The organism is Salinicoccus albus DSM 19776 (assembly GCF_000385175.1).
In the GTDB taxonomy this organism is placed as follows: Bacteria; Bacillota; Bacilli; order Staphylococcales; family Salinicoccaceae; genus Salinicoccus; species Salinicoccus albus.
In genome coordinates, this window is record NZ_ARQJ01000031.1 from 77,237 (window position 1) to 99,802 (window position 22,566).

A 22,566-nucleotide genomic window follows, 5' to 3' on the forward strand; every position below is an offset into this window, starting at 1 on the left:
AATTTTCACTCCTTACTCCGTCATCATGTCGAAATCCACTTTGGTTTTAAGGATCTCGTCCGTCTTTTTTTTCACGTAATGCTGTTCGGCCATTTCAAGCCCCTTCAGAATATCCTGCAGTTCATCCTGGAGGATGCCGAGATTGAAACAGAGATCGATGAAACTCATCGCCATGCTGAGATTTTCATTCGATCCTTTCACAACACCCATGCCTACCGTTTGCCCCTGGCGGATCTTCGTTTCCGTCACAAGCATCTCACCAATATAGAACAGACTGCTTTCAGCATGTTCCCGCACCTTGATCATCGTGAGCCCTTCAGTCGGTGCCGAGACAATATCAAAATCAGCACTGTCTTTATAAGTATTGTAGAAATGGCTTGCTTCGTTCCTGCCGTACCTGATAAATAAAGACGTCCAGCGTTTCTTATCCATAATCCAACCTCCTCACCAACTACTCTAACTTGTTGCCAAGCTGATGAGTTTTAAGAGTCTGTAAATTATGTAAAGAAGCCATTGAGAACGTAAATGTTGGGGATAGGTTTGGAATTTTGAGGTTAACGGTCATTGAAAGTGACTCTCGATGACCATTAAAAGCCTAACGGTCATTCAAAGTAGGCCCCGATGACTGTTAAAACACACGCAAAAAACTGCAGACACCTGATCAAAGGCGTCTGCAGTTCTCATTTTTTAAATATAAACCACTTATTCCGTTTTTGCTTGCGCTTCTTCCGATCTGGCGATGCCAATGCCAGTGAATCCGTATATCATCGCGAACACGATACACAAATAGCACGGGATGGCCCATATCCAGTAGTCACCGATGCCCACGCCGAGCACTTCAACGTAATAGATGGTGGATACGCCCCAGGGTACCAGCGGGAGTATCATTGTTCCGGAATCTTCCAATGTTCTGGAAAGGTTTTTGGCGTGCAGACCTTTTTTGGCATACGTGTCCTGCAGCAGCACACCGACCATGATGATCGATATCGATGCGACACCGGCGGTGAATACGATAATGAGACTGCCGAGAATCGTCGCACCGATCAGCTGCCATACAGTCTGCACTTTTTCAGAGAATGCTGCGAGTATTTTATCCAGACAGCCGGCAGCTTCCACAATGCCTGCAAACGCATAGCCGCAAAATATCGTCACTACGATTGTCGTCATACTGAATATACCGCCCCGGTTTACTAATGAAGTGACTGTTTCCGATAAGCTCCCCGGATTGACGCCGGCAGACTGGATCATTGATATATTAAACCCGTCCGCCATGGCTGTGAACCCGTCGACAATTGAAAATCCATTGGAAAACATGCCGATAAACACTGCTGTAAGTGAGGCCAGCAGCATCATCGGGACAATCGGTTTTTTCCGGAGTGCGCCGTACAAAATAATGGCGAACGGCAGCAGCATAAAAAGATTCCAGTTATATATCGAATCCAGTTCCCTCAGTAACCCCTGGACATTATCCGCTGAAGCCGATGAATACTCGGTGTTTATGCCGACGAAAAACCAGACGGCAGCCCCGACGATTGATGCCGGCACCGTGGTCCACAGCATATGACGAATGTGTTCATAGAGATTGACCTCCACAACCAGCGGCGCCAGGTTTGTCGTATCGGATAACGGGGACATTTTGTCCCCAAATACGCCGCCGGATATAATTGCTCCGGCCGCTATTGCCGGTGATACACCGAGTTCGGCGGCAATACCCATCAGCGCCACACCGGCGGTCGCCGTTGACCCCCAAGCAGTACCGGTCGCCACAGAGACGATCGCAGTGATGGCAAAGGCGGTCACCAGGAAGTATGTCGGATTGATCATCTGCAATCCATAATAGATGAGCATGGGCACCGTGCCGGAGTATATCCAGGTGCCGATGATGATGCCGACCGAGAATAAAATAAACACCGCCGGCATGGCTGTTTTCAGCCTTTTAATGATGCCCTGTTCCATGTCACTCCAGGACAGCCCGACCCTTAATGCAATCATTGCCGCATAGGCGGCAGCCAGAAGCAGCAGCGGCTGTATCGGGATACTGAAGTAAGCGAAGCCGCCACCCACAACGGCCGCCAGAAATATAAAACATGATATCGATTCAAAGAATGTTGGTTCCCGCTTCATGTATACCTCCTATGTTTAAATCAGACGTTCTCAATCAGCTGGCCGGGGTCCAGACCAGCCAGTCCCAGACTTTCGAGCGTCAATCCGGTTGTAAAGAAATCCGTCTCTAAAATTGTGCTGCCCAGCGTAATGACTGAATCAATATTTGGTGTCCGGACGCCAGCTGCCCGTCCGAGGTCTGACCACAGCACCAGTCCGTTGGAGATATCTTCAGTGAAATATCTGGAATTGACGGCGGCAGGACCTTTGATCTGCGTAAAGACTTCACTCGTATTGAACAGATACTGCAGGTTCTCCGTTTCACTATTGAAATATCCTCTTCTTGCCCTGCTTTCCACTGCGTTCTCCAGATCAAAGCCAAATGCACGGCCAATCGCCATCCGTTCATTCTGAACAGCTTCCAGCACCTTCACCGTATGTTCGGTAATCCCCTCCTTATATAACCAGAATTCGCCGTCCGAATAATCGATCCTGCCGACGTTCAATAATGACGGGCCCGGATGGACCTCCGGATTGCCGTTCTCCAGTGTCGAGTGCCAGATATTATGCGCCGGCACCAAGCAGTCATATATTTGAGCACACACTTCAAACAGCACTTTTGTCTGAGCACTTGGGTAAGCCGCAAAAAACAATTTTTTTACATACAGGGACAATTCAACCTCGGCGGTTTCAGCAAATGCACGCGTGCCGTACGTCAAGGAGTTGCTTTCACAAATACGGAATGTTTTGTCTATGCCCATTGCCCGCGCTTTATTGACAAAGCGGATCGCGCTCAGTGACCCCGCCCCGTTCAGGAAAATGACCTGAGATTCCGAAACCGCCGGCGCGAGCTGCTCAGCAATGGATTCAATCGCAAAACTCGGCGCAGTAATCATCACAATTTGTGCATCCTTGATCGCCAGTTCAATATTATTCGTTACCTTGTTGAATGGGACGAAAATTTCACCGGACGCATCCTTTAGCTTAATTCCGTCATTTCTTCGGATACCAGCCAGATTATCCGAAAATTCCGCAGCGTCATACAGATGAACTTCAAAGCCTCTGTTCGTCAGATCGGCTGCCGCTGTGATCCCGCCATTGCCAGCCCCTAAAACCGCAACTTTATCCACTCTCATCGTATTGGCTCCTTTGTGTAAAATTAATCAAATTCATATTATCATACTCAAAATATTAATAATAATTTTATTGAAATAAACGGTTCGAATTCCGTCACAAAATTGTCTTAAAATATAGTCATTTAGCTCTTTTTCGTTTGAATTCGAGAATGGGAATGTATTATATTGGGCTATACTCAAGAGAAACGGGTATATTACTATCAGATTGATAAATGATGAGGGATTTTACTATGTCTCAAAGAAAAAGGTTCACCGAAATTGATGCGCTTCGCGGATTGGCAGCACTGGGTGTTGTACTTTTCCACTATACCATCCGCTACGAAGAACGGTTCGGCGAGGTGAATGGGGGGTATAGCGACCTGTTCGCTTTTGGTGAATACGGTGTGCAGCTGTTCTTCATCATCAGCGGTTTCGTCATCTATATGTCCATCCTTAAAGTCAGGTCCGTGTCCGACTTCGCGATCAAACGTGCTTTCAGACTCTACCCGGCATATATATTCGCTGTCGTATTGACATTCACGATTGTCTCTCTCGCCTCGATTGATCAGCTGAAGATCGACATCATGCCGGCACTGATCAACCTGACGATGTTCCAGGATTTCCTTGGGGCCCCGCGGGTGGACGGCGTCTACTGGACATTGCGTGTCGAAATGACATTCTATATCCTGATGGCCGTCCTGCTGTTCTTCAAAGTCGAAAAGAGGATCATGCCGATCGTTCTGTCATGGCTGGGGTTTTCCGTCATCATCCAGCTGGTGCATGCCGGTTTCGATACTGAGCTGACAACAATGATTAGAGAATTCTCAATCGCCAGCTTCAGTCAGATGTTCATCATCGGCATGATGTTCTACGCCATCTGGCAGCATGGAGACCAGCTGAAGTATTACGCGGTAATCGCCTTGTGCATACTCTACGACCTGGCGTTCATGAGCATTGAAAATACCCTGTTCACAACAGCGTTCGTCGCGATATTCTATCTGGTCATCAACAACAAACTGCAGTTCCTGAGCTCCAAAATACTCGTGTTTTTCGGAACGATTTCGTATCCTTTATATCTGATCCACCAGAATATCGGGTATGTCATCATCAATCATCTGCATGACCTGGGGTATACGCACCCGATCTATACGATCATCCTTGTCGGCGGTACCGTCATTGCCGCCTATCTGATCTACAGTTACGTCGAACAGCCGGTTCAGAACGCACTCTATAAAATTTACAAACGGAACCGTAAGCCCGATTCCAAAAAAGCAGTTTCAAACTAGCAGAAAATACGCCCTTCAAAGTCAGACACCTAAGAGGTGCAGCATTTTGAAGGGCGTTTTATGATTTATCAGTGGATATCTATCTGCTGCTTGAACAGATCACTTCTGTAGAGAATCCGGGTGTGTTCAAGCCGCCTGTCACTGTCAATATCGATGGTCTGGGTTTCATAGATGATCAGCGGCACGAGCTCCTGGCATTCCAAATATTCCTGTTCAGACAGTGTCGGAAAGGCAGTGGTGATCTGTGTGCCGGCGGATTTTAAGTTCGTAATGCCTTTTTTATTGTAGTACTTGAATATCGAACCCAGCTGATCCGTCTCATAACTGATGTCAGGCACGACATCTTCACGTATGTATGAAATATGGATGGCACAGGGGACATCGTTCACGATCCGGAGCCGCCCGACTTTGAATAAAGCCACACCCGTCGTACCGATCATTTGCTCATACCGCTTCTGTTCACTCTCAGTGGCGTATCGGGCAAAAATGATCCGGCTTTCATAAGGCAGACTCTGCGCTGCCATCTTGTCAGAGAAACTGCGCCGCCCGGTCATATCCAGCTCAATCACCGGCAGCCTTGCCTTCACAAACCGGCCGATCCCCTGCCGGCCCTCCAGCAGTCCCATCTTCTCCAGCTGCACAAGCGCATTCCGCACCACAATCCGCTTCTCCTTAAATTCATCCGCAATGACATTTTCACTGGGCATCTTGTCTCCAGGCGCCAGTTCCCTGTTAAGGATCTTCTCCTGAATCGTGTTTCTGATTCTGCTTTCACTGGAAATGTTGAAGTCAGGTTTGGACATGATAAAGACCTCCGGAAAATTTTTGGCATATCCATTCTAAACGATTTTCTGTATATATACAGAAAATCATCTTCACTCCATACTCATTTCTTCAATCACATCCCTGTTTATTTAGATATTCTTTATGGCGGGGTTGATTTTACAGTTCATTTTATTTAATATGTATAGTATAAAATGAATAAATTAAACTAGGAGGTGCCTGAATGTCAGATGAAATGGATTCAATCGAAGAAGCAAGAGATATCATGATCAGTGCGCTGGCCCAGTCCATGGTGATCTATGGAGTCACGCCTTCTGTCGGACGTATTTATGGGGTGCTCTACTTTTCGACCGAACCAATGACCCTTGATCAGATAAAAGATCAGGTCGCAATGAGCAAAGGCAGCGTGAGTAATGGTATGCGGGAACTGCTCGAGACTGACATGGTCACAAAGGTCTGGAAGAAAGGCGAACGGAAGGATCACTACGTTGCAGATAAGGATTACTTAAGAAATTTCCTTACTTTCTTCGTCAATAAAATCAGGCAGGAGCGCAACCTCATTATGAAAGGAACTGAACAGGCACAGCCAAAGCTGGAGAAGATCCTGCGGGAATCGTCCGATGATCAGGTGAGAGCAGAAGCAGAAAATGACCTTAATCTCATTAAGAACTCCCACCAGTATTTTGACTGGACAACGTCTCTGGCGAATGCCATGGAATCCGGGGAGATCTTTGATTTTCTGCCTAAACCAAAGAAAGATAAAGGGGAGACACCATGAATAAAAATAACACAGCACTCGTCCTCATTGACCTTCAAAAAGAAAGCAACTTTGGCATTACAGGTATGGATCAGGTGATTTCAAATACGAAACAACTGGCAAATGGATTCCGGGAGCTGGATATCCCTGTCATCTATACACGCCAGATCAATCGTTCAGATGGCGTCGCCCTGTCTCTGGGTGAACCGTTAAAAAGCGATGGTACGCCCTGCTATTACAATAGTAATGAAGAAAATGCAGAAATCATCGATGACATACAGCCAAAAGACGGGGATATTATCATTGATAAATACCGCTGGAGTGCTTTTTATGAAACGAACCTGGACCTAATCCTCCGAAATATGGGGATAGAACATGTAATAATCGGCGGTGTCGTGACAGACGGCTGTCTGTTAACGTCCGTGTTTGATGCCTATTTCAGGGATTATAACATCCACCTGGTCAGAGACATATGCGCAGCCTCCAATCAGGGCTCGCATATGTCAGCACTGATGATGATCGCCAATTGGGTATACGCACTCAAAATATACGATACGGAGAACATACTCAGACGTATGGCAGGCAAAACATTCGATGCATGGGAAGCAGACAGAGCAGATTCATTGCATTTCACCCCGGAGAATATGCAAGAAGTCTTTAATCAATTATTATAAGGTGGTTATATTTTATGTATAAGAAGATGAGATTATTCGGCCTGGCAGCAGCATTTGCTGCATTACTTGTACTGGCTGCATGCGGCGGCAGCGACGAAGACAGCAGTTCAGGCGAGAGCGAAAATGGCACAAGTGAAGACAGTACAGAGGAAAGCAGCGGCAGTGCATCCGACAGTTCAAGCACCGCCGAACTTGGTGAATCTGAACTGACGATCCCTTATGTTGCCTGGGCGGGCGCTATTGCACGGACGCCATTGGTTGCCCAGGTGCTTGAGGAAGTCGGTTATACTGTCGAGACTTCACAGGTTGAATCAGGCGCGATGTATTCCAGTGTTGCTACTGATGATGCATCATTTATGACCGCTTCATGGCTGCCGGCAACAGACCAGACATATTGGGATCAATATGGTGAGGATTTAGAAGATCTGGGTAACTTTGTGGATTCCGCACCGCTTTCACTGACCGTACCATCTTATATGGATGTGGATTCCATTGAAGATCTGCAAGGCAATCAGGCCGTTGGTGAAGCCACAGACTGGACGATTACAGGCATCGATGCAGGAGCCGGTGTCATGCTGCAGACAGAGACGGCAATTGAAGACTACGGTCTGGATAATTGGGAACTTCAATCCAGTTCCGAAGGAGCAATGCTGTCAGAACTGCAGTCAGCCGTTGACAATGAAGAACCGATTGTTATTACAGGATGGCAGCCGCATTGGATGTTCTCAGAAATGGATTTGACAATGCTTGAAGATCCCCAGGAAATTTACGGCGGTGAAGGTGACCGCATCGGCGCTTTGGCTCACACCAGCTTCCAGGAAGATTCACCCGCAGCATATGAAGCGATGCAGCGTCTGTTGGAAGATTACGATCAGGAAATGGAAAACGAACTGCTTGTCATGGTTAACGTGGATGATTTAGAACCTGCTGAAGCAGCCAGCCAGTTTCTCGAAAACAATCCAGATCTTCTGGAAAGCTGGACAGAAGGTTTGGGCGAATAGTTTCAGAACCGATAAATGAAACGATATCATAACGATCAATTGAACCCCCGGAGGCCAGGTGTTTTGTCTAATCTGGCAATCCGGGGGTTCAATTGATAATACCGTTGCAAATATTTTTACTGGATTTTTTCCAGTCTCCATTCTTTAAAAGCGTATAGAAATCTTCGTTCTATCAGACCACAAGCTGCCCCAGATTTCTCGGGTAACCGGTGATGATCTCTGTACCTTCTTCCTTCAGCACGACGGTGTCCGAATGCCTGAAACCGCCGACACCTGGGACGTAGATGCCGGGTTCAACGCAGAATACCATGCCTGATTTGAGCACCAGATCATTGTCGAACCTGAGCGACGGCGCTTCATGCAGCCCGATGCCGATGCCGTGGCCGGTCCGGTGAGCGATGTACTGACCGTAGCCGGCTTTAACGATAACGTCGAGCGCCTGCTGATTGACCGCTTTGGCGGTGACATCGACGCTGATAAAGTCCAATGCGGCCTGCTGGGCGCGCATCATGACATCGAATATTTCTTTCTGCTGCTCGGTCGGTTCCCCGACGAACAGCGTCCGCTCACACTCTGCCCGGTAGCCGTTCAATCCGACCTGCCGACTGTGAATGATGATATCCCCGTCTGAAATCTGCTTTGTATTTGAGAATACATGCGGCATGTTTGTCCGCTCGATGCCGGAGGGGGACATGACGAAATAATCCAATGTGGACGCCGGGTATTCCCTGGATATTGTATCGAACAGATACTGGTTGCCGAAGTGGTCGATCTCCATTTCAGTGAGGCCTGACGCCGTATTTTCGACTGTTTCCTCGAGCGCCCTGCTGACCAGTTCGCCTGATTCTCTGATCATGCTGATCTCTTCATCACTTTTGACCGCACGCATCGCCACGATGTCGCTCCCGATATCCTCTAATTCAAAGCCTTTATCCTGGATGGCGAAAACAAGCTCAGCCGGCAGCGAACTGTATTCAATTCCGACAATGCCGGCTGCCGGCAGCCCTTCAAGCACATCATCCAGCAGTGCCTGATAGCTGGTCCGCTGATCCGCACTTGTCTGCACTTCATGATACACATGGAGATGGTCAGCATCCGTCTTCACTTGCGCATGGTTTTCCTCGAGCTTCGGTATGATCAGGCTGTATTGTGTTTTTTCAACAATCAGTATGATAGGACGTGAATAGGTGATTGCCTTGAGACCGCTGAAATAATACTGATTCTCGAAATTGAAGATGATGGAAGCATCCATACATTTAGCTTCCATGACCCTTCTCAAATTCTCGATCCTTCCACTCTCTGTCATTACTCTCCGGCTCCCTTCAAATTTTTATCTTCCTTATTATTCTGCATAAGCATGTTACCCCTATAGCCAATTACAAACCAAATGAGTATTGGCTGATTGTCAAATTCCATAAAAGTCCCATATCGTTTATAAAATTGAATCTTCTGTAAATTTAACATATCGAATATTTTATTTCATTAGTATACATATGATTATCAGTTTTAAAGTCCTCGTTTTATAATAGTGAAAAAATTCAGATCCATAACTGCAATACATTGCACATCTATTATTTTAGAAAACGTTTACAATATGAATAAGGGGGTCATTCAATTGTTTACTCCACGCCAAAAACGGATGATCAAATATTTAACTTATCAGCAGGATTACACTCCAATCAGGACGCTGTCCAAACGCTTCAATGTCAGTGAAAGAACCATCCAATATGATCTGGAACATATCGAAGATGCGCTCCAAACACTTCGTGCTGAGATCATCAGAAATAAGAAAAAAGGGGTGAAAATCGACACAAATGAAGATCTGCTTAGTTTAATCTCTGATGTGTCTGAAGAATTCAAACCATTCTATTCAGCAGAAGAACGTTTTGAACAGATATTACTGATACTGTTCGAATCATTGTCGCCCGTCTCTTCCAATGACTTCTCCAATACTTTAAATGTCTCCAGAAGAACGATTGTTGAGGATATAAAAGCCGTCCAAAGATGGCTGGCTCAAAAGGCATTGGAACTTGAATATGTGAAGAATAAAGGATTTAAAGTCACTGGCGATGAAAAGAATTTTCGTGAAGCATATGTAGAGATTATCAGCCGGCATTACCAAAATCATGAAACACCGCTGCATCTTAAGTTTGCCGGCACCCATGCTGTAGCAAAAATTTATGAGGTGATTGAAGTTGCATTGAACAAATCCAATCACACTTTAATGCAAAGTTCTTTGGACGGCCTCGTTTTTCATCTGGCCATTTCACTTCACAGACTGCGCAATGATTACAGGATTGAAATGCCAGCATCTGAACTTGAGAAATTGAAAAATAAGAAGGAATTTAGAATCGCACTGTGCATACAGCAAGAGATGGAATCTGCCTTCGATATCATATTTCCTGATTCGGAAGCGGGTTATATCACCTTGCATCTGCTTGGGGCGAGACAATCTCTGAATGACCATCGTGATGGGTTTGAAGATGAAAAACTGCTGAAAGAATCGATTATAGAATTCTTAAGAAATATCACTTTACAAATGGAAATGAAAGTGGACCATGATCAGGAACTGATCGAGGGACTTATGGTACATCTGAAGCCTGCAATCTACAGATTCAAATATGGTTTTAGAAACGACAATCCGCTTTTAGAAGAGATCAACCGAAGATATCCGGATATTGTCTATGCTGTCAAAGCAAATCTTCATATCATCGAAAAAATGTTCAGTGTTCAGTTCAATGACGATGAAATTGCCTTCATCACCATACATGTTGGCGCCTCCCTCGAAAGACGCATTAAAAAACGGGAGAAGAAACTCAGGGTACTTTTAATATGCGGCAGCGGTATTGGTACTTCCCAACTGCTGAGAACACGCATTGAAAGCTATTATCCTGAACTGGACATCGTTGAAGTGCGCTCATACACCAGTCTGGATAATAATTATTTAAATGAGAAGGATATAGATTATATCATCAGTACCATTTACCTGGAAAAATTTCAAGTCCCTGCGCTGCATGTCAGTCCATTTTTAAATGCAGAAGATAGAAGTAATTTGAATCAAGTGGTCAATGAGCAACGGGAGAAAATGGTCACTCAGACAATCAAACTGGGACCGAAGATCAACCAACTTCTGTCACCTGATTATATCAAATGGGAAGCCAGTGCTAAAAACTGGCAGGAGGCCATACGGATAACTGTCGATCTGCTGGCCGCAGATGGACTGGTAGAAAAAGAATACTCACTGGAAATCATAGAACAATTCAATATTCACGGGCCATATATGGTCATAGGAAAAAACATCGCTCTCATACATGCTTCATCGATGAATCATGTCAATCGCACAGGATACAGTTTCGTAAAACTGAAAGATCCGATTAACTTTGCGCATAGCCGATATGATCCAGTCATCTATGTCATCTGTCTGGCGACCACATCGTCCAAGATTCATCTGAATGCACTGAGACAGCTGTCATTTGTATTGATGGACCAGACTTATATGGAACGGGTCAAAAATGAAGGCCGGGAAGGACTTATCAAATGTCTGGATGAAGTAAGTCAGCTATAGGAGGTGCTTTTTTGTTAAAAGAATATTTAAGTGAAAACAATATCATCATCAAAGAAGAAATAGAAGACTGGGAGAAAGCCATAGCACTCGCCTCCTCACCGCTTCTTGAGTCAAGAAAAATAGAGAAAGGCTATGTAGAGGAAATGATTGACAGCGTCAAACGACTCGGCCCCTATATCGTCATTTCACCTCAAATTGCCATCGCGCATTCAAGACCGAATGGCATGGTCAATCAGGTGTCTCTCAGTTTATTGAAATTGAACAGACCCGTTAATTTTTCAGCGGGCGATTATGAGGCAACCTTGATTTTCGTCCTCGCTGCTATAGATAACGAGCAGCATTTGGGCATACTGAGAAACCTGGCGGAAATGTTAAGCGATGAAGAAAAGGTTAGGCAGCTGATAAATGCCCAAAGCAAGTATGAAATCAGAAATTTATTAGATTAATACAGGAGGATTATTTATGAAATTTTTAGTTGTATGCGGTCACGGTCTCGGAAGCAGTTTCATGATTGAAATGAACATTGACCAGGCAGTAAAAGAACTCGATTTAGATCCAGGGACAATGGATGTGGATCATAGCGATCTGGGGTCGGCTTCATCGGATATGGGAGATGTCTTCATATGCGGCAGAGACTTGGCAGATAATGTTTCAGGACTTGGGGAGACGATCGTGCTCGACAACATTCTGGATAAAGAGGAGCTGAAAAATAAAATCGAGCAGCATTTGCAGGAAAAAGGAATGCTTTAAAAATGATCTGGACAAGGAGGGTCTTAAATGGGGAATATCCTTTCTATACTCGTCGATATACTCAGCGAGCCGGCAATACTGGTTGGTATCATTGCACTGGTGGGTCTGGTGGTTCAGAAAAAACCATCATCTGAAGTAACAAAGGGGACGACAAAAACAATACTCGGTTTTGTTGTGCTGAGTGCAGGTGCTGGTGTTGTATCCGGTTCACTTGAACCGTTCGGCAACATGTTTCAGGAGGCATTTGGCGTCCAGGGTGTCGTACCGAATAATGAAGCCATCATTTCCATAGCACTCGAAGAATACGGATCAACCGCCGCGCTGATCATGATTTTCGGCATGATTGTTAACATATTGATTTCACGCTTCACCAACTTGAAATATATCTTTCTTACTGGTCATCATACGTTCTATATGGCAGCCTTTCTGGCCATCATCCTTACAGTCGGTAATTGGTCAGGGGGATCACTGATTATTGTCGGATCCATTGCACTCGGCATTATCATGGCAATCTTCCCTGCGTTGGCACAACCGACTATGAAAAAAATTACCGGCAACAATCAGGTCTCATTGGGGCACTTTGGAACAGTGAGCTATGTTGCTGCTTCTGCTGTCGGATCTTTATTCAAAGGGAAATCAAAGTCTACAGAAGAAATCAATTTTCCAAAAGGGATCAGTTTCCTGAGAGACAGCTCAGTCAGCATTTCATTGACAATGGTAGTCATCTATATGATTGCCGCTTTGTTTGCCGGCCAGTCATTTGTGGAGGCTGAGCTCAGTGACGGTACGAACTATCTTGTATTTTCACTGATTCAAGGGGTGACATTTTCTGCCGGAGTGTTCATCATCCTATCCGGTGTCCGCTTGATCCTGGCTGAAATCGTACCTGCCTTCAAAGGTATATCAGAAAAATTGGTTCCCAATTCCAAACCGGCACTGGATTGCCCAATCGTATTTCCTTATGCACCAAACGCTGTGCTGATCGGTTTCTTCGTCAGTTTCGTATCCGGAGTCATCGGTATGTTCATACTGTTCCTGGGTGGTGGTGTCGTCATTTTACCCGGTGTTGTCCCGCATTTCTTCCTCGGAGCTACATCAGGCGTGTTTGGCAATGCGACCGGTGGCATGAAGGGCGCTGTTGTCGGATCGGCATTGAATGGGCTCATCATCACGTTCCTTCCACTGCTTTTCCTGCCATACTTGGGAGATCTCGGGGCTGCAAGTACGACATTTTCTGATACAGATTTCCTGCTTGTGGGCATTGTTCTCGGTAATATTGCCAAATATCTCGGAGAAATTGGCGTTGTTGTCACAATTATTGCAGTACTTATCGGCAGCATCCTGTTACAGAAAAAGTTCGGTAACAGGGGCGTAGAAAATGAAAATTCTTAAAACGCAGGGGGGCAACTGATTTGGAACAAATATCCGATCTTTCGATAAAAACGATAAGAACGCTGGCATTGGACAGCGTGGAAGCAGCACAGCACGGACATCTGGGTATGCCCCTGGGCTCGACGCCCATGGCATATGAACTGTGGATCAATCATTTAAATGTGAATCCCGATAACAGCCATTGGTTCAACCGGGACAGATTTGTCCTCTCTGCCGGCCATGGTTCCATTCTCAACTATATACTGTTGCATTTGAGTGGCTATGATATGACGCTGGATGATTTGAAAGGGTTCAGGCAAATCGGCAGCCGAACACCTGGTCACCCTGAATTTGGACACACAGACGGCATTGAAGTCACTACCGGTCCACTTGGCCAGGGCGTCGGTCACAGTGTGGGCCTGGCAATAGCTGAAAAATATTTGGGTGCAATTTTCAATAAACCAGGATTTAATATAATCGATTATCACACATACGCCATATGCAGTGATGGTGACCTGATGGAAGGTGTTGCATATGAAGCGGCTTCCATCGCCGGTCACCTTGGTTTGGGTAAACTTATTCTCCTCTTCGACTCGAATGATGTGGTGCTCGATGGTAATGTGGATGATTCATTTTCCGAAGATATAAAAGGCCGTTTTGAAAGTATGAACTGGCAGCATCTCTCTGTTGAAGACGGACATGATTTATCAGCCATTGGCGGCGCCCTGTCAGCTGCCAGAGAAGAAACAGAAAAGCCGTCAATCATAGAGGTCAAAAATACCATCGGCTATGGCATTGAACATATCCAGGGGACGCATAATGCGCACAGTGACCCGATTGGTGCTGAAGCTGTTAAAAAAGCCAAATCATACTATCGATGGGCATTCACGGAAGATTTCCACGTACCATCAGAAGTATATGAGCATTTTGAAAAAATCAGAAACAACGGCAAAACAAAAGAAAAAGAATGGCTGACATTGCTGGGAGCATATGAAGAAAAATTCCCTGAAGACTATAGGGCACTCAAGCAAGTAATACACAAGAAACTAAATGTAGATGCAGATTCATTAGAAAAATTATTCGAATATACAGACAAAATATCCACCCGCGCCGCATCGAATAAACTGATTAACCATTTCGCTAATGATAACATCAGCATACTTGGCGGTTCTGCCGACCTGTCAAAATCCAACAAAACAACACTGGAAAAGTTCCCGGACTTTAACCGTGATAGTGATTACCACGGCAGGAATATCAAATTTGGTGTCAGAGAATTCGCCATGGGCACCATAGGGAATGCACTGTCACTCAGCAGCCTGAGGCCCTACATCAGCACATTTTTTGTGTTTTCCGATTATATGCGGCCAGCAATCCGACTGGCTGCCCTAATGAGGCTGCCAATTACCTACATCTTCACCCATGACAGTGTTGCAGTAGGCCAGGATGGTCCCACCCACCAACCCGTAGAACATCTGGCTTCATTCAGAGCCATGCCAAACATCAATGTTATTCGTCCTGCCGATGCACTAGAGACTATTGGAGCATGGCTCGTCAGCGCATATGCCTCAGAGACACCTACACTTTTGGCACTCGGCAGACAGGATGTGCCTGTATTGAAACAAGACTGCAACTCTATTATCGAAGGTACTCAAAAAGGTGCATATATCCTGCAAGACAAAGAACATGCCAAGGGTATACTGCTTGCCACAGGTTCAGAAATTCATCTGGCATTACAAGCACAGACGCTCCTGGAAGATCAGGGAATCAAAGTGAATGTAGTCAGTATGCCTTCATGGGAACTGTTCGAATCCCAGGATGAAAATTACAAAAAATCCGTTTTAGACCCGAATATCAGAAAACGCCTCGCCATAGAACTCGGGTCCAAGCTCGGCTGGCAGCATTATATCACAGAAGACGGAGATATTATGAGCGTAGATACATTCGGTGAATCCGGGGCCGGCAATGATGTCGTGAATGCCAAGGGATTCACAGCTGATAGAATTGTGGCTCGATATAAGGCGTTATAGTCAAGGAGAGCAAAGCTTTTCGAAGATATAAATAAAAATCTGATATTTCCCCTTTGCTACAGAGCGAAACAATAAAAATTTTCTCCTGTTGCAAAGGGAAATTTTGTGTTTGAAAGCACAACAATTTATACATCTTTCTGGTTATAGGTGGAATGCATCTTTACTTAAACCCCTGAATATGCTGAAAATCCACCATCAATAGGGACTGTAATCCCTGTGACAAATCCGGCGAGGTGATCATCAGCCAGCCAAAGTACAACACCGAGCAGATCTTCAGGGTTGCCAAAGCGTTTCATCGGTGTTTGGGAAAGGATTTTATCCGATCTTTCTGTTGGTGAACCATCTTCATTTTTTAATAATTTATGATTTTGCGCTGTCAAAAAGAACCCGGGGGCGATGGCGTTAACCCTGATCCCTGTATCAGCCAAATGTACTGACAGCCATTGTGTTATATTTTCAATACCTGCTTTGGCGGCGCTGTATGCCGGAACTTTTGTCATTGGTGATGATGCACTCATTGAAGACATATTTATCATTGTGGCACCTTCCCTGTTTATCATTGTTTTTGTAAACACCTGAGCGGGGAGGATCGTGCCGAGCAGATTTAAATTAAGCACATGCTGGAATCCGTTAAAAGTCAGATCAAAAAAAGTTTTTAACGCTTCATCTTCTATATCTTCCGGTTTTAATGTTTCGTTAGTGGTGGTCCCGTCCGGATGATTCCCGCCTGCCCCATTAATTAGAATATCGCATCCGCCATATGTCTTAATGACTTGCCGATGAGCTGCCTGCACACTTTCGACACTCAATACATCACAGGGGATCGCTGTTGCTTCTCCCCCTAAATGCTTAATCTTTTCTTCTACTTGCTTGCCATTTTCAATGGTCCTATTAAGTATGGCCACTTTCACGCCTTGTCTGGCGAGTTCCATCGCAATGGTACTGCAAAGTACACCGCTCCCCCCTGTGATAACGGCTACCTTGTCTTTCAGATTTGGATTTATCGGTATCATATTTACGCCCCCTTATTTTAAATTCACTGATGAATCCCACAGTCCCCTCAGATACATGGCGCCCAGAGCGCGATCATATAATCCATACCCCGGTCGTGAGTTTTCATCCCAAATATCTCTCCCATGATCCGGTCTCAAATAACCGCTGAACTCAGATTCATATAATGCTCTGACAATTCCCGGTATATCCAATGATCCATCGGACATCAGATGAGAGGTTTCCATAAAACTGCCGTTGTCATAAAGTTTTAGATTACGTACATGTGCAAAGTGTATACGACTGGAAAACGTATTGATGATATCAATCAAATCGTTATCCGGATTCGCGCCTAATGAACCACTGCAGAACGTCAGTCCATGATTCGGACTGTCAAAGGTATCCAATAATTTATGCAAATTGGAATAATTCAATTGGTATCCGGGTAATGATATAAACAACAGAAACACAGTGGGGGATCGATGATGAAAAGAGCGGAAATTTTTGATTTTGTTAAAGAAAAGTATGGGATCGAACCGGATTACCCCTGGAGTGGAAATGACAGTTTCGCGACTTTAAGACACACTGACAGCCGAAAGTGGTTTGGGTTGATCATGGATATTACTGAAGATAAATTGGGGATTAATGGGGATGAAACAATCGATGTATTGAATGTTAAAGCCAGAAAAGAATTCATCGGCCCGTTAAGAGCGCAGGAAAACATATACCCGGCCTACCACATGGACAAAAATAATTGGGTCAGTATTGATTTGAGTGAGACAAAACGTTTGGATGATATTAAGGATCTGATTGCCGAAAGTTATGAACTAACGACTTAAAAAATATGCTTAACAAAAAATACGCCCCTTATGATCCCAAAGAATTGTGTAGACGCTCCAGGGGCATAAGGGGCGCAGCTATATTTTCACCCGTCATGGATCGATCCAATGATACAGTCCGATCCGGTAACCGGCGTTTTTTACGAGTTCGGTTATCCAGTAATACAAGGCATGCTCGCTTTCATACCATCGTTCACCGTCGTCACTGAGGGCGGCGATGTAACTGAAGTCAAGGCCCCGGCTGTTTTCTTCTTCGAATACGAACTTAGAGCGTTTGATATGATAGTCGCTCGTGACGATCATCGCGGAATCCATATTATATTTATCCATAATATCCATGGTGATGGTTGCATTTTTATAGGTGCTTGAGGCATCTTCTTCCGTGATCAGGTCTTCTGTTGGAATGCCGTATTCATTGGCAAGATCCACACTCTGCTTGGCTTCTTTCGATACCCTGACTGGTGTAATCAGCACTTTATCTGAATAGCCTTCTTTATACAGCTCTGCTGCTTTTGCCATTCTGCCCTCATCTCCTCCGCCCAGGAGCACGATTAAGTCGCTCTCGGCGGGGTCGTCAGTGTAATTATGGCTTAAACTGCTCATTAAAATTCCAATCATCAGCATACCGATCAGAAGTACCACAGCGGATATTATTCTTGTTTTCATACGCCTGTCCCCTTCCAAATCACATTACCAAATCTAACCATTGGAATTAGTCTTTATACATTATTGCAGTATAACATATGGGATTTATCCGCTGCTGAATTTTTCAAACATAAAAATTATCGATATTGTTACAAATTTTTTTGTTAAACAACCCCGCAGCCTCAGGCTGCGGGGTTATCTATATCAGCTGATAATCGCATTGTTGACGACCGTTTCAGTTCGGGCACCGAGGATCAGCATGAAAATTTCCGGCGCATTATCGTGTCTGTTCTGTGCGAGCAGCTGTTGGAATTTTTCAAACCCAGGCGTTCTTCTCAGTTTTTCGACTTCATCGACAAGCAGTGCAAGTACTGAAGCTTTGATGAACTTCGGTTCCGGCTCGCGATCTTCCTCTGTAATTAAATCTGCAAGATAGCGGTATTTCACCTGCAGCTGCCGGGCAAAACTCGTCACATGTTCGATTCTGCCGTAAAGCTCAGGATCATCCATCCTGATCCTGTCCAATGCCGTCTGTATCGCTTGGATGGTGTCTTTATTCGCGTACATGAAATGGCCTCCTCTAAGACAATACGCCTTTTCTTCTATGATATATTTCCACGGTAAGATATGAAAGCCTTTTCTGAAAAATAGCGAAAATGCATGGCATATATAGAATCAAGCTATGAAAGCGGTATGACTCAGCTATTGATAATACGCCTGGAAAAACTTGAGCCACTCCTGTGTGGTGAAATTCATATACCGATCCTGATTCCAGATGACACCGAGCCGCCAACGGAGCCCCGGATCCCCAATTTCCACTGTGACTGAAGAACTTTTTAACAGACTGGCAACACTCTGAGGCATGATGCAGATACCCAGTCCGGCATCAATCATCTCCTCGATAAAATGCCGTTGCGCAGTCTTTGAAAAGATATTCGGCGTGAAACCGGCATTTTTACATGCCGAAGTGATGATTTCATTCAGATAAAAATCCTCATTGAACATGATGAAATTTTCCGCTTTGAGTTGTTTCAATTGGACAGTATCCGCTTCGGCCAGCGGGTGATCTTGATTCACCACCAGACATAAAGGCTCTGTCAGAAAGTTGAAACTGTCAAAATACTGTCCTTCCGTCGGCAGTACAGTGATGCCGATATCAATATCATCCTGCCTGAGACGGGATTCAATCGTTCCGCTGCCGCTTTCAATCAGCTGAAAAGTGATTTCAGGATACATATCATGGAAATCCTTGATGATACCCATCAGCCGGCTGACATCCATGATCGGCGGCAGACCAATTTTGATGTGACCCCGGCGCAGACCCACCATGTGCTTCAGATCATTCGACAGCTCCGAGTGACGCCTCAGAATTTCCTCACTCTGGTCAAGAAAAACCCTGCCCGCATCCGTGAGCACAATCTGCCTGCTGTTGCGGTCGAACAGACGCATCCCAAGTTCGGCTTCCACATCATGAATCGCCTTGCTGATCGTCGGTTGTGAAATATACAGCTGATTGGACGCTTCCGTCATACTGCCGTATCTGACAATCGCAGTGAAATAACGCATATGTTTAATGTCCATCACAATTCCCCCTTCAAACGGACACCGTTTGTCCGTATCGAATCATTACAAATACATCGAAATCCCTACGCAATATTATCGTAAAACGAAAACATGAAAAAGAACACTCAAACGATTGTCGATTGAGTGTTCACTTATCCACTCCATTCATTTTTATATGAATTGATATACAAATGTTGTAATTTGACTGTAATGATTAAATTCAATAATATTAATGACAGAAATATCTGAACATTTAAAAGGGGTTGTTTCTATGGAATGGAAGTTTGAAACTCAATTAAAAGAAAATATCCAAAAAGAATTACCAAACCTATTATCCTTGCACGGGGTGACTGGAAATGAGGAAAATGTAGCTGAATATGTAAAAAATGCAGCCACACCCTTAGTCGATTCTATAAAAACAGATACTTTAGGAAATATCATTGCTTATAAAAAAGGTAATGCAAAGACAAAATTAATGGTCGCAGCACATATGGATGAAATTGGACTCATTATTAAATATATTGATTCTAAAGGTTTTATATTTGCGGAACCCGTAGGAGGAGTCAGGGCGCAAAATTTATATGCCAGAGAATGTGAAATAAAAACAGATCGTTCAAACATTCCCGGCATTATTAATAGTATTCATCCTGGAAGACCATATGGAGATGACACTATCCCGGATACTAACAACTTTTTTATAGATATTGGAGCTGACAATCTTCAGGATATCCGGGATATGGGAGTGGAAATTGGACAGCCAGTTAAATTCAAATATTCTTTTCAGAAATTAAACAATAAAATATCTGGAACCGGGTTGGACAATAGACTACTGATATTTATCTTAATAGAAGTATTAAAAATGATTGATTTAGAAGAAGCAAATGAAATTCCAGATATTTATGCCGCTTTTACTGCCCAAGAGGAGGTCGGAGGAAGAGGCGCGAAAACTGCAACGTATCAAATTAAACCGGACATTGCTTTAGCCCTCGATATAACAATGGCAAATGATTTACCTAAAAACCATGAAAGTGAATTCATTTCCAGTATTGGGGATGGGCCTGCTATAAAAGTCATGGATAATATTAAAAGAGCGATGATTGGTCAGGTAGTAACCAGAAAGACAATCAACGAGCTTAAAGGGATTGCGTTTGAGCATAATATTCCATTTCAGCTAGAGGTGCAGGCGGCAGGATCAACAGATGGAGCAGCTATCCATACTGAAGGAGAAGGTGTACCGACCGGCGCCATATGTCTCCCCACCCGTTATGTCCATGCATATGAGCTCGCCTCTATCGATGACATCATTAACTACAGTAAATTGTTGTATGAAAGTATAAAGTATTATAAAAATTAACGCTGAAGTACTTCTAAAAAGGAGGGATTCTTGTGTCTATAACCTATATTGTACCTATAATATATTTAATCCTAATGCTGATTATAGGTTTTATCCTGTCAAGAAAACAACAAAGCCGCTCCGATTTTTACGTTGCATCCAATCAAATGAATTCCAGTGTATTATTTGCAACAATCTTTTCTACAGTTGTCGGTGCTAACACATATATGGGCTTTAGCGGGGAAGTGTATGAGCTGGGCTTTTCTCATATATGGATGTTAGTCGCTGCAGGTTCAGCATACTATGTCTTATTTTTCATATCAGGAAAAATAAGACATATAGCAAAATACCATGAAGTATTTACTCTGCCGGATATGATGGAAGTTAGATATTCCAGATCGGTTGCAATTTGGACTACAATTTTTTCATTCATCGGCTTAATAGGTGGCGCTGGAGGAAGTATTTTAGGTATAGGAATTATACTGAATTCCACTTTAGGCATTGATACGAACCTGGCCATTTTAATAACAGCTGTTATCACTATCGTTTATACAACTTTCGGCGGTCTGATGGGCGTAGCCTGGACGGACTGGGCACAATCCGTAATAATGGTATTAGGTTTGATTTTAGTTGTTATTTTTGGAATTATTTTAATAGAACCTAATTTGGGCCCTGTTGAATCTTTTACAAACGTTACTGATTCATTGAGCAGCCATTTAGAATCAGGCCAATTAAGTTTCATAAAAGGGGTTACCTTCTTTATTGTAATGGGTTGGTGGCTGACATTTCTTCCTCTTAATACAATATCTCAAACATCAATACAAAGAGTATATTCTGCGAAAAGCGAAAAAGTAATTAAGAGAATCAGTTTATTGATGGTAATCTTTGTGGGACTGTTTATGAGTTTTGCTTTAGCCTTAGTAGGAATAATGGGGAAAATATACTTACCTGACCTGGATAATCCAGAAGCAGTATTCCCTTTGCTCGCTTTGGAAGTAGTTAATCCATGGGTAGGTATAATTATCGTAACTGGGATATTAGGTGCAGCAATGTCTACAGTCGATTCTAATTTACTTGGGGCTTCTATTCATATTTCAAGAGATGTATATGAAAGATACAAAAAAGGCAGAGATGAGGCAGTAAGTGAGGAACAGGGGATTAAATTATCCAGATGGGCGATCGTCACACTTGGTGTCATTAGTACTATTGCGGCTATATTGACGCCTTCCATTATGGATCTGTTGGTAGGTACAATGCAGATATTTGGCGGCGCGACCTTTGCGCCTATTATCGCCGGCTTATACTGGAAAAGGGCGAATTCCAACGGGGCCCTGGCCGGTATAATCTTAGGCGGATCCAGTACCATTCTTGCTCAAGTTTTAAATTCAGAATACGCAGTGATTATCGGGGTTATTATATCTTTAGTTTCTTTAGTAATAGTCAGTATTTTTACCAAAGAAGAAAACACTCTATCGCATGTATTTGATTTTAAATCGATTACGAATAAAGATTATATCGCTCTATCATTTGTTTTGTTATTTTTTGTTTTATTCTTGTTAGGTTTAACCAGCCTTTCGCTATGGCCAATATTAATAATCTTAGCTTTAGCAGGTATGACATTTGCCCTTATAATGATGCTAATATTAGTCATCCCCAAAAAGGAGGATGACAATACAAAATAAATAATCATACAAATTCACATGATGCATGGTCTTTTTAGGATTAAAATACCATGCATCATTCATAGACAAAACATCATTTGAC

The 22,566-nt window shown here is 43.9% G+C and carries 22 protein-coding genes; 12 read left to right on the forward strand and 10 right to left on the reverse strand.

Annotated features, from left to right (window positions below):
* Positions 1-12: 12 nt before the first annotated feature.
* The 3 genes from G343_RS0110775 to G343_RS0110785 form a co-directional block, all read right to left on the reverse strand.
* Positions 13-432: a phosphonate C-P lyase system protein PhnG gene (locus tag G343_RS0110775; protein WP_020008159.1), complete on the reverse strand. Its 420-nt coding sequence runs from the start codon at positions 430-432 to the stop codon at positions 13-15.
* A gap of 270 nt (positions 433-702) precedes the next feature.
* The gene (nhaC, locus tag G343_RS0110780; RefSeq protein WP_020008160.1) at positions 703-2,124 is read right to left on the reverse strand and encodes a Na+/H+ antiporter NhaC; all 1,422 of its coding nucleotides are present in this window, start codon (positions 2,122-2,124) and stop codon (positions 703-705) included.
* 20 nt (positions 2,125-2,144) lie between these two features.
* Positions 2,145-3,239 carry an NAD/NADP-dependent octopine/nopaline dehydrogenase family protein gene (locus G343_RS0110785; RefSeq protein ID WP_020008161.1) on the reverse strand — a complete coding sequence of 365 codons (1,095 nt, stop codon included), beginning with the start codon at positions 3,237-3,239 and terminating at the stop codon, positions 2,145-2,147.
* Between the two features lie 230 nt (positions 3,240-3,469).
* On the opposite strand from G343_RS0110785, the gene G343_RS0110790 reads away from it, so the two are divergent.
* Positions 3,470-4,504 (forward strand): acyltransferase family protein, encoded by a 1,035-nt coding sequence (locus tag G343_RS0110790; protein ID WP_020008162.1) that lies wholly within the window; start codon positions 3,470-3,472, stop codon positions 4,502-4,504.
* A 68-nt stretch (positions 4,505-4,572) separates the two neighbouring features.
* Here G343_RS0110790 and G343_RS0110795 read toward each other — a convergent pair whose 3' ends face one another.
* Positions 4,573-5,307, reverse strand: a complete 735-nt coding sequence (locus G343_RS0110795) for a GntR family transcriptional regulator (RefSeq protein WP_020008163.1) — start codon at positions 5,305-5,307, stop codon at positions 4,573-4,575.
* Positions 5,308-5,510: 203 nt separating this feature from the next.
* Between G343_RS0110795 and G343_RS0110800 the strand changes: the two genes are divergently transcribed.
* The 3 genes from G343_RS0110800 to G343_RS0110810 are packed head-to-tail and all read left to right on the forward strand — an operon-like array spanning position 5,511 to position 7,719.
* The gene (locus G343_RS0110800) at positions 5,511-6,065 is read left to right on the forward strand and encodes a GbsR/MarR family transcriptional regulator (protein WP_020008164.1); all 555 of its coding nucleotides are present in this window, start codon (positions 5,511-5,513) and stop codon (positions 6,063-6,065) included.
* On the forward strand, positions 6,062-6,718 hold the full coding sequence (locus tag G343_RS0110805) for a cysteine hydrolase family protein (RefSeq protein WP_020008165.1): 657 nt from the start codon (positions 6,062-6,064) through the stop codon (positions 6,716-6,718). Before G343_RS0110800 ends, G343_RS0110805 begins: the two co-directional genes overlap by 4 nt.
* A 14-nt stretch (positions 6,719-6,732) precedes the next feature.
* Positions 6,733-7,719: a glycine betaine ABC transporter substrate-binding protein gene (locus G343_RS0110810; RefSeq protein WP_020008166.1), complete on the forward strand. Its 987-nt coding sequence runs from the start codon at positions 6,733-6,735 to the stop codon at positions 7,717-7,719.
* Between the two features lie 172 nt (positions 7,720-7,891).
* Here G343_RS0110810 and G343_RS0110815 read toward each other — a convergent pair whose 3' ends face one another.
* On the reverse strand, positions 7,892-9,025 hold the full coding sequence (locus tag G343_RS0110815) for a M24 family metallopeptidase (protein ID WP_020008167.1): 1,134 nt from the start codon (positions 9,023-9,025) through the stop codon (positions 7,892-7,894).
* A gap of 309 nt (positions 9,026-9,334) precedes the next feature.
* Between G343_RS0110815 and G343_RS0110825 the strand changes: the two genes are divergently transcribed.
* From G343_RS0110825 to tkt, 5 genes are read left to right on the forward strand one after another with little or no spacing between them, the layout of a single operon-like run.
* Complete coding sequence (locus tag G343_RS0110825; protein WP_026366371.1) at positions 9,335-11,284, forward strand: BglG family transcription antiterminator; 1,950 nt, start codon at positions 9,335-9,337, stop codon at positions 11,282-11,284.
* 11 nt (positions 11,285-11,295) lie between these two features.
* The gene (locus tag G343_RS0110830; protein WP_020008170.1) at positions 11,296-11,730 is read left to right on the forward strand and encodes a PTS sugar transporter subunit IIA; all 435 of its coding nucleotides are present in this window, start codon (positions 11,296-11,298) and stop codon (positions 11,728-11,730) included.
* A gap of 16 nt (positions 11,731-11,746) precedes the next feature.
* Positions 11,747-12,034 carry a PTS sugar transporter subunit IIB gene (locus tag G343_RS0110835; protein WP_020008171.1) on the forward strand — a complete coding sequence of 96 codons (288 nt, stop codon included), beginning with the start codon at positions 11,747-11,749 and terminating at the stop codon, positions 12,032-12,034.
* 27 nt (positions 12,035-12,061) lie between these two features.
* Positions 12,062-13,426, forward strand: coding sequence for a PTS ascorbate transporter subunit IIC (locus tag G343_RS0110840; RefSeq protein ID WP_020008172.1), 1,365 nt, complete (start codon positions 12,062-12,064; stop codon positions 13,424-13,426).
* A 20-nt stretch (positions 13,427-13,446) separates the two neighbouring features.
* The gene (tkt, locus tag G343_RS0110845; protein WP_020008173.1) at positions 13,447-15,432 is read left to right on the forward strand and encodes a transketolase; all 1,986 of its coding nucleotides are present in this window, start codon (positions 13,447-13,449) and stop codon (positions 15,430-15,432) included.
* A 164-nt stretch (positions 15,433-15,596) separates the two neighbouring features.
* On the opposite strand, the gene G343_RS0110850 is transcribed toward tkt, so the two are convergent.
* Together G343_RS0110850 and G343_RS0110855 are read right to left on the reverse strand one after the other, a co-directional pair.
* Positions 15,597-16,445, reverse strand: a complete 849-nt coding sequence (locus G343_RS0110850; protein ID WP_020008174.1) for an SDR family oxidoreductase — start codon at positions 16,443-16,445, stop codon at positions 15,597-15,599.
* 12 nt (positions 16,446-16,457) lie between these two features.
* A complete protein-coding gene (locus G343_RS0110855) occupies positions 16,458-16,892 on the reverse strand; it encodes a mannonate dehydratase (protein WP_425413875.1) in 435 nt (144 codons plus the stop codon).
* A gap of 15 nt (positions 16,893-16,907) precedes the next feature.
* Here G343_RS0110855 and G343_RS0110860 point away from each other — a divergent pair, with 15 nt between their 5' ends.
* Complete coding sequence (locus G343_RS0110860; protein ID WP_020008176.1) at positions 16,908-17,261, forward strand: MmcQ/YjbR family DNA-binding protein; 354 nt, start codon at positions 16,908-16,910, stop codon at positions 17,259-17,261.
* A gap of 93 nt (positions 17,262-17,354) precedes the next feature.
* On the opposite strand, the gene G343_RS0110865 is transcribed toward G343_RS0110860, so the two are convergent.
* From G343_RS0110865 to G343_RS0110875, 3 genes are all read right to left on the reverse strand, one after another.
* Positions 17,355-17,927: a YdcF family protein gene (locus tag G343_RS0110865; protein WP_020008177.1), complete on the reverse strand. Its 573-nt coding sequence runs from the start codon at positions 17,925-17,927 to the stop codon at positions 17,355-17,357.
* 183 nt (positions 17,928-18,110) lie between these two features.
* Positions 18,111-18,473, reverse strand: coding sequence for a hypothetical protein (locus G343_RS0110870; RefSeq protein WP_020008178.1), 363 nt, complete (start codon positions 18,471-18,473; stop codon positions 18,111-18,113).
* 135 nt (positions 18,474-18,608) lie between these two features.
* Positions 18,609-19,487 (reverse strand): LysR family transcriptional regulator, encoded by an 879-nt coding sequence (locus G343_RS0110875; protein ID WP_020008179.1) that lies wholly within the window; start codon positions 19,485-19,487, stop codon positions 18,609-18,611.
* 253 nt (positions 19,488-19,740) lie between these two features.
* Between G343_RS0110875 and G343_RS0110880 the strand changes: the two genes are divergently transcribed.
* Complete coding sequence (locus G343_RS0110880; protein ID WP_020008180.1) at positions 19,741-20,823, forward strand: M42 family metallopeptidase; 1,083 nt, start codon at positions 19,741-19,743, stop codon at positions 20,821-20,823.
* A 32-nt stretch (positions 20,824-20,855) separates the two neighbouring features.
* Positions 20,856-22,484: a sodium:solute symporter family protein gene (locus G343_RS0110885; protein WP_020008181.1), complete on the forward strand. Its 1,629-nt coding sequence runs from the start codon at positions 20,856-20,858 to the stop codon at positions 22,482-22,484.
* The last annotated feature ends 82 nt before the right edge of the window (positions 22,485-22,566 follow it).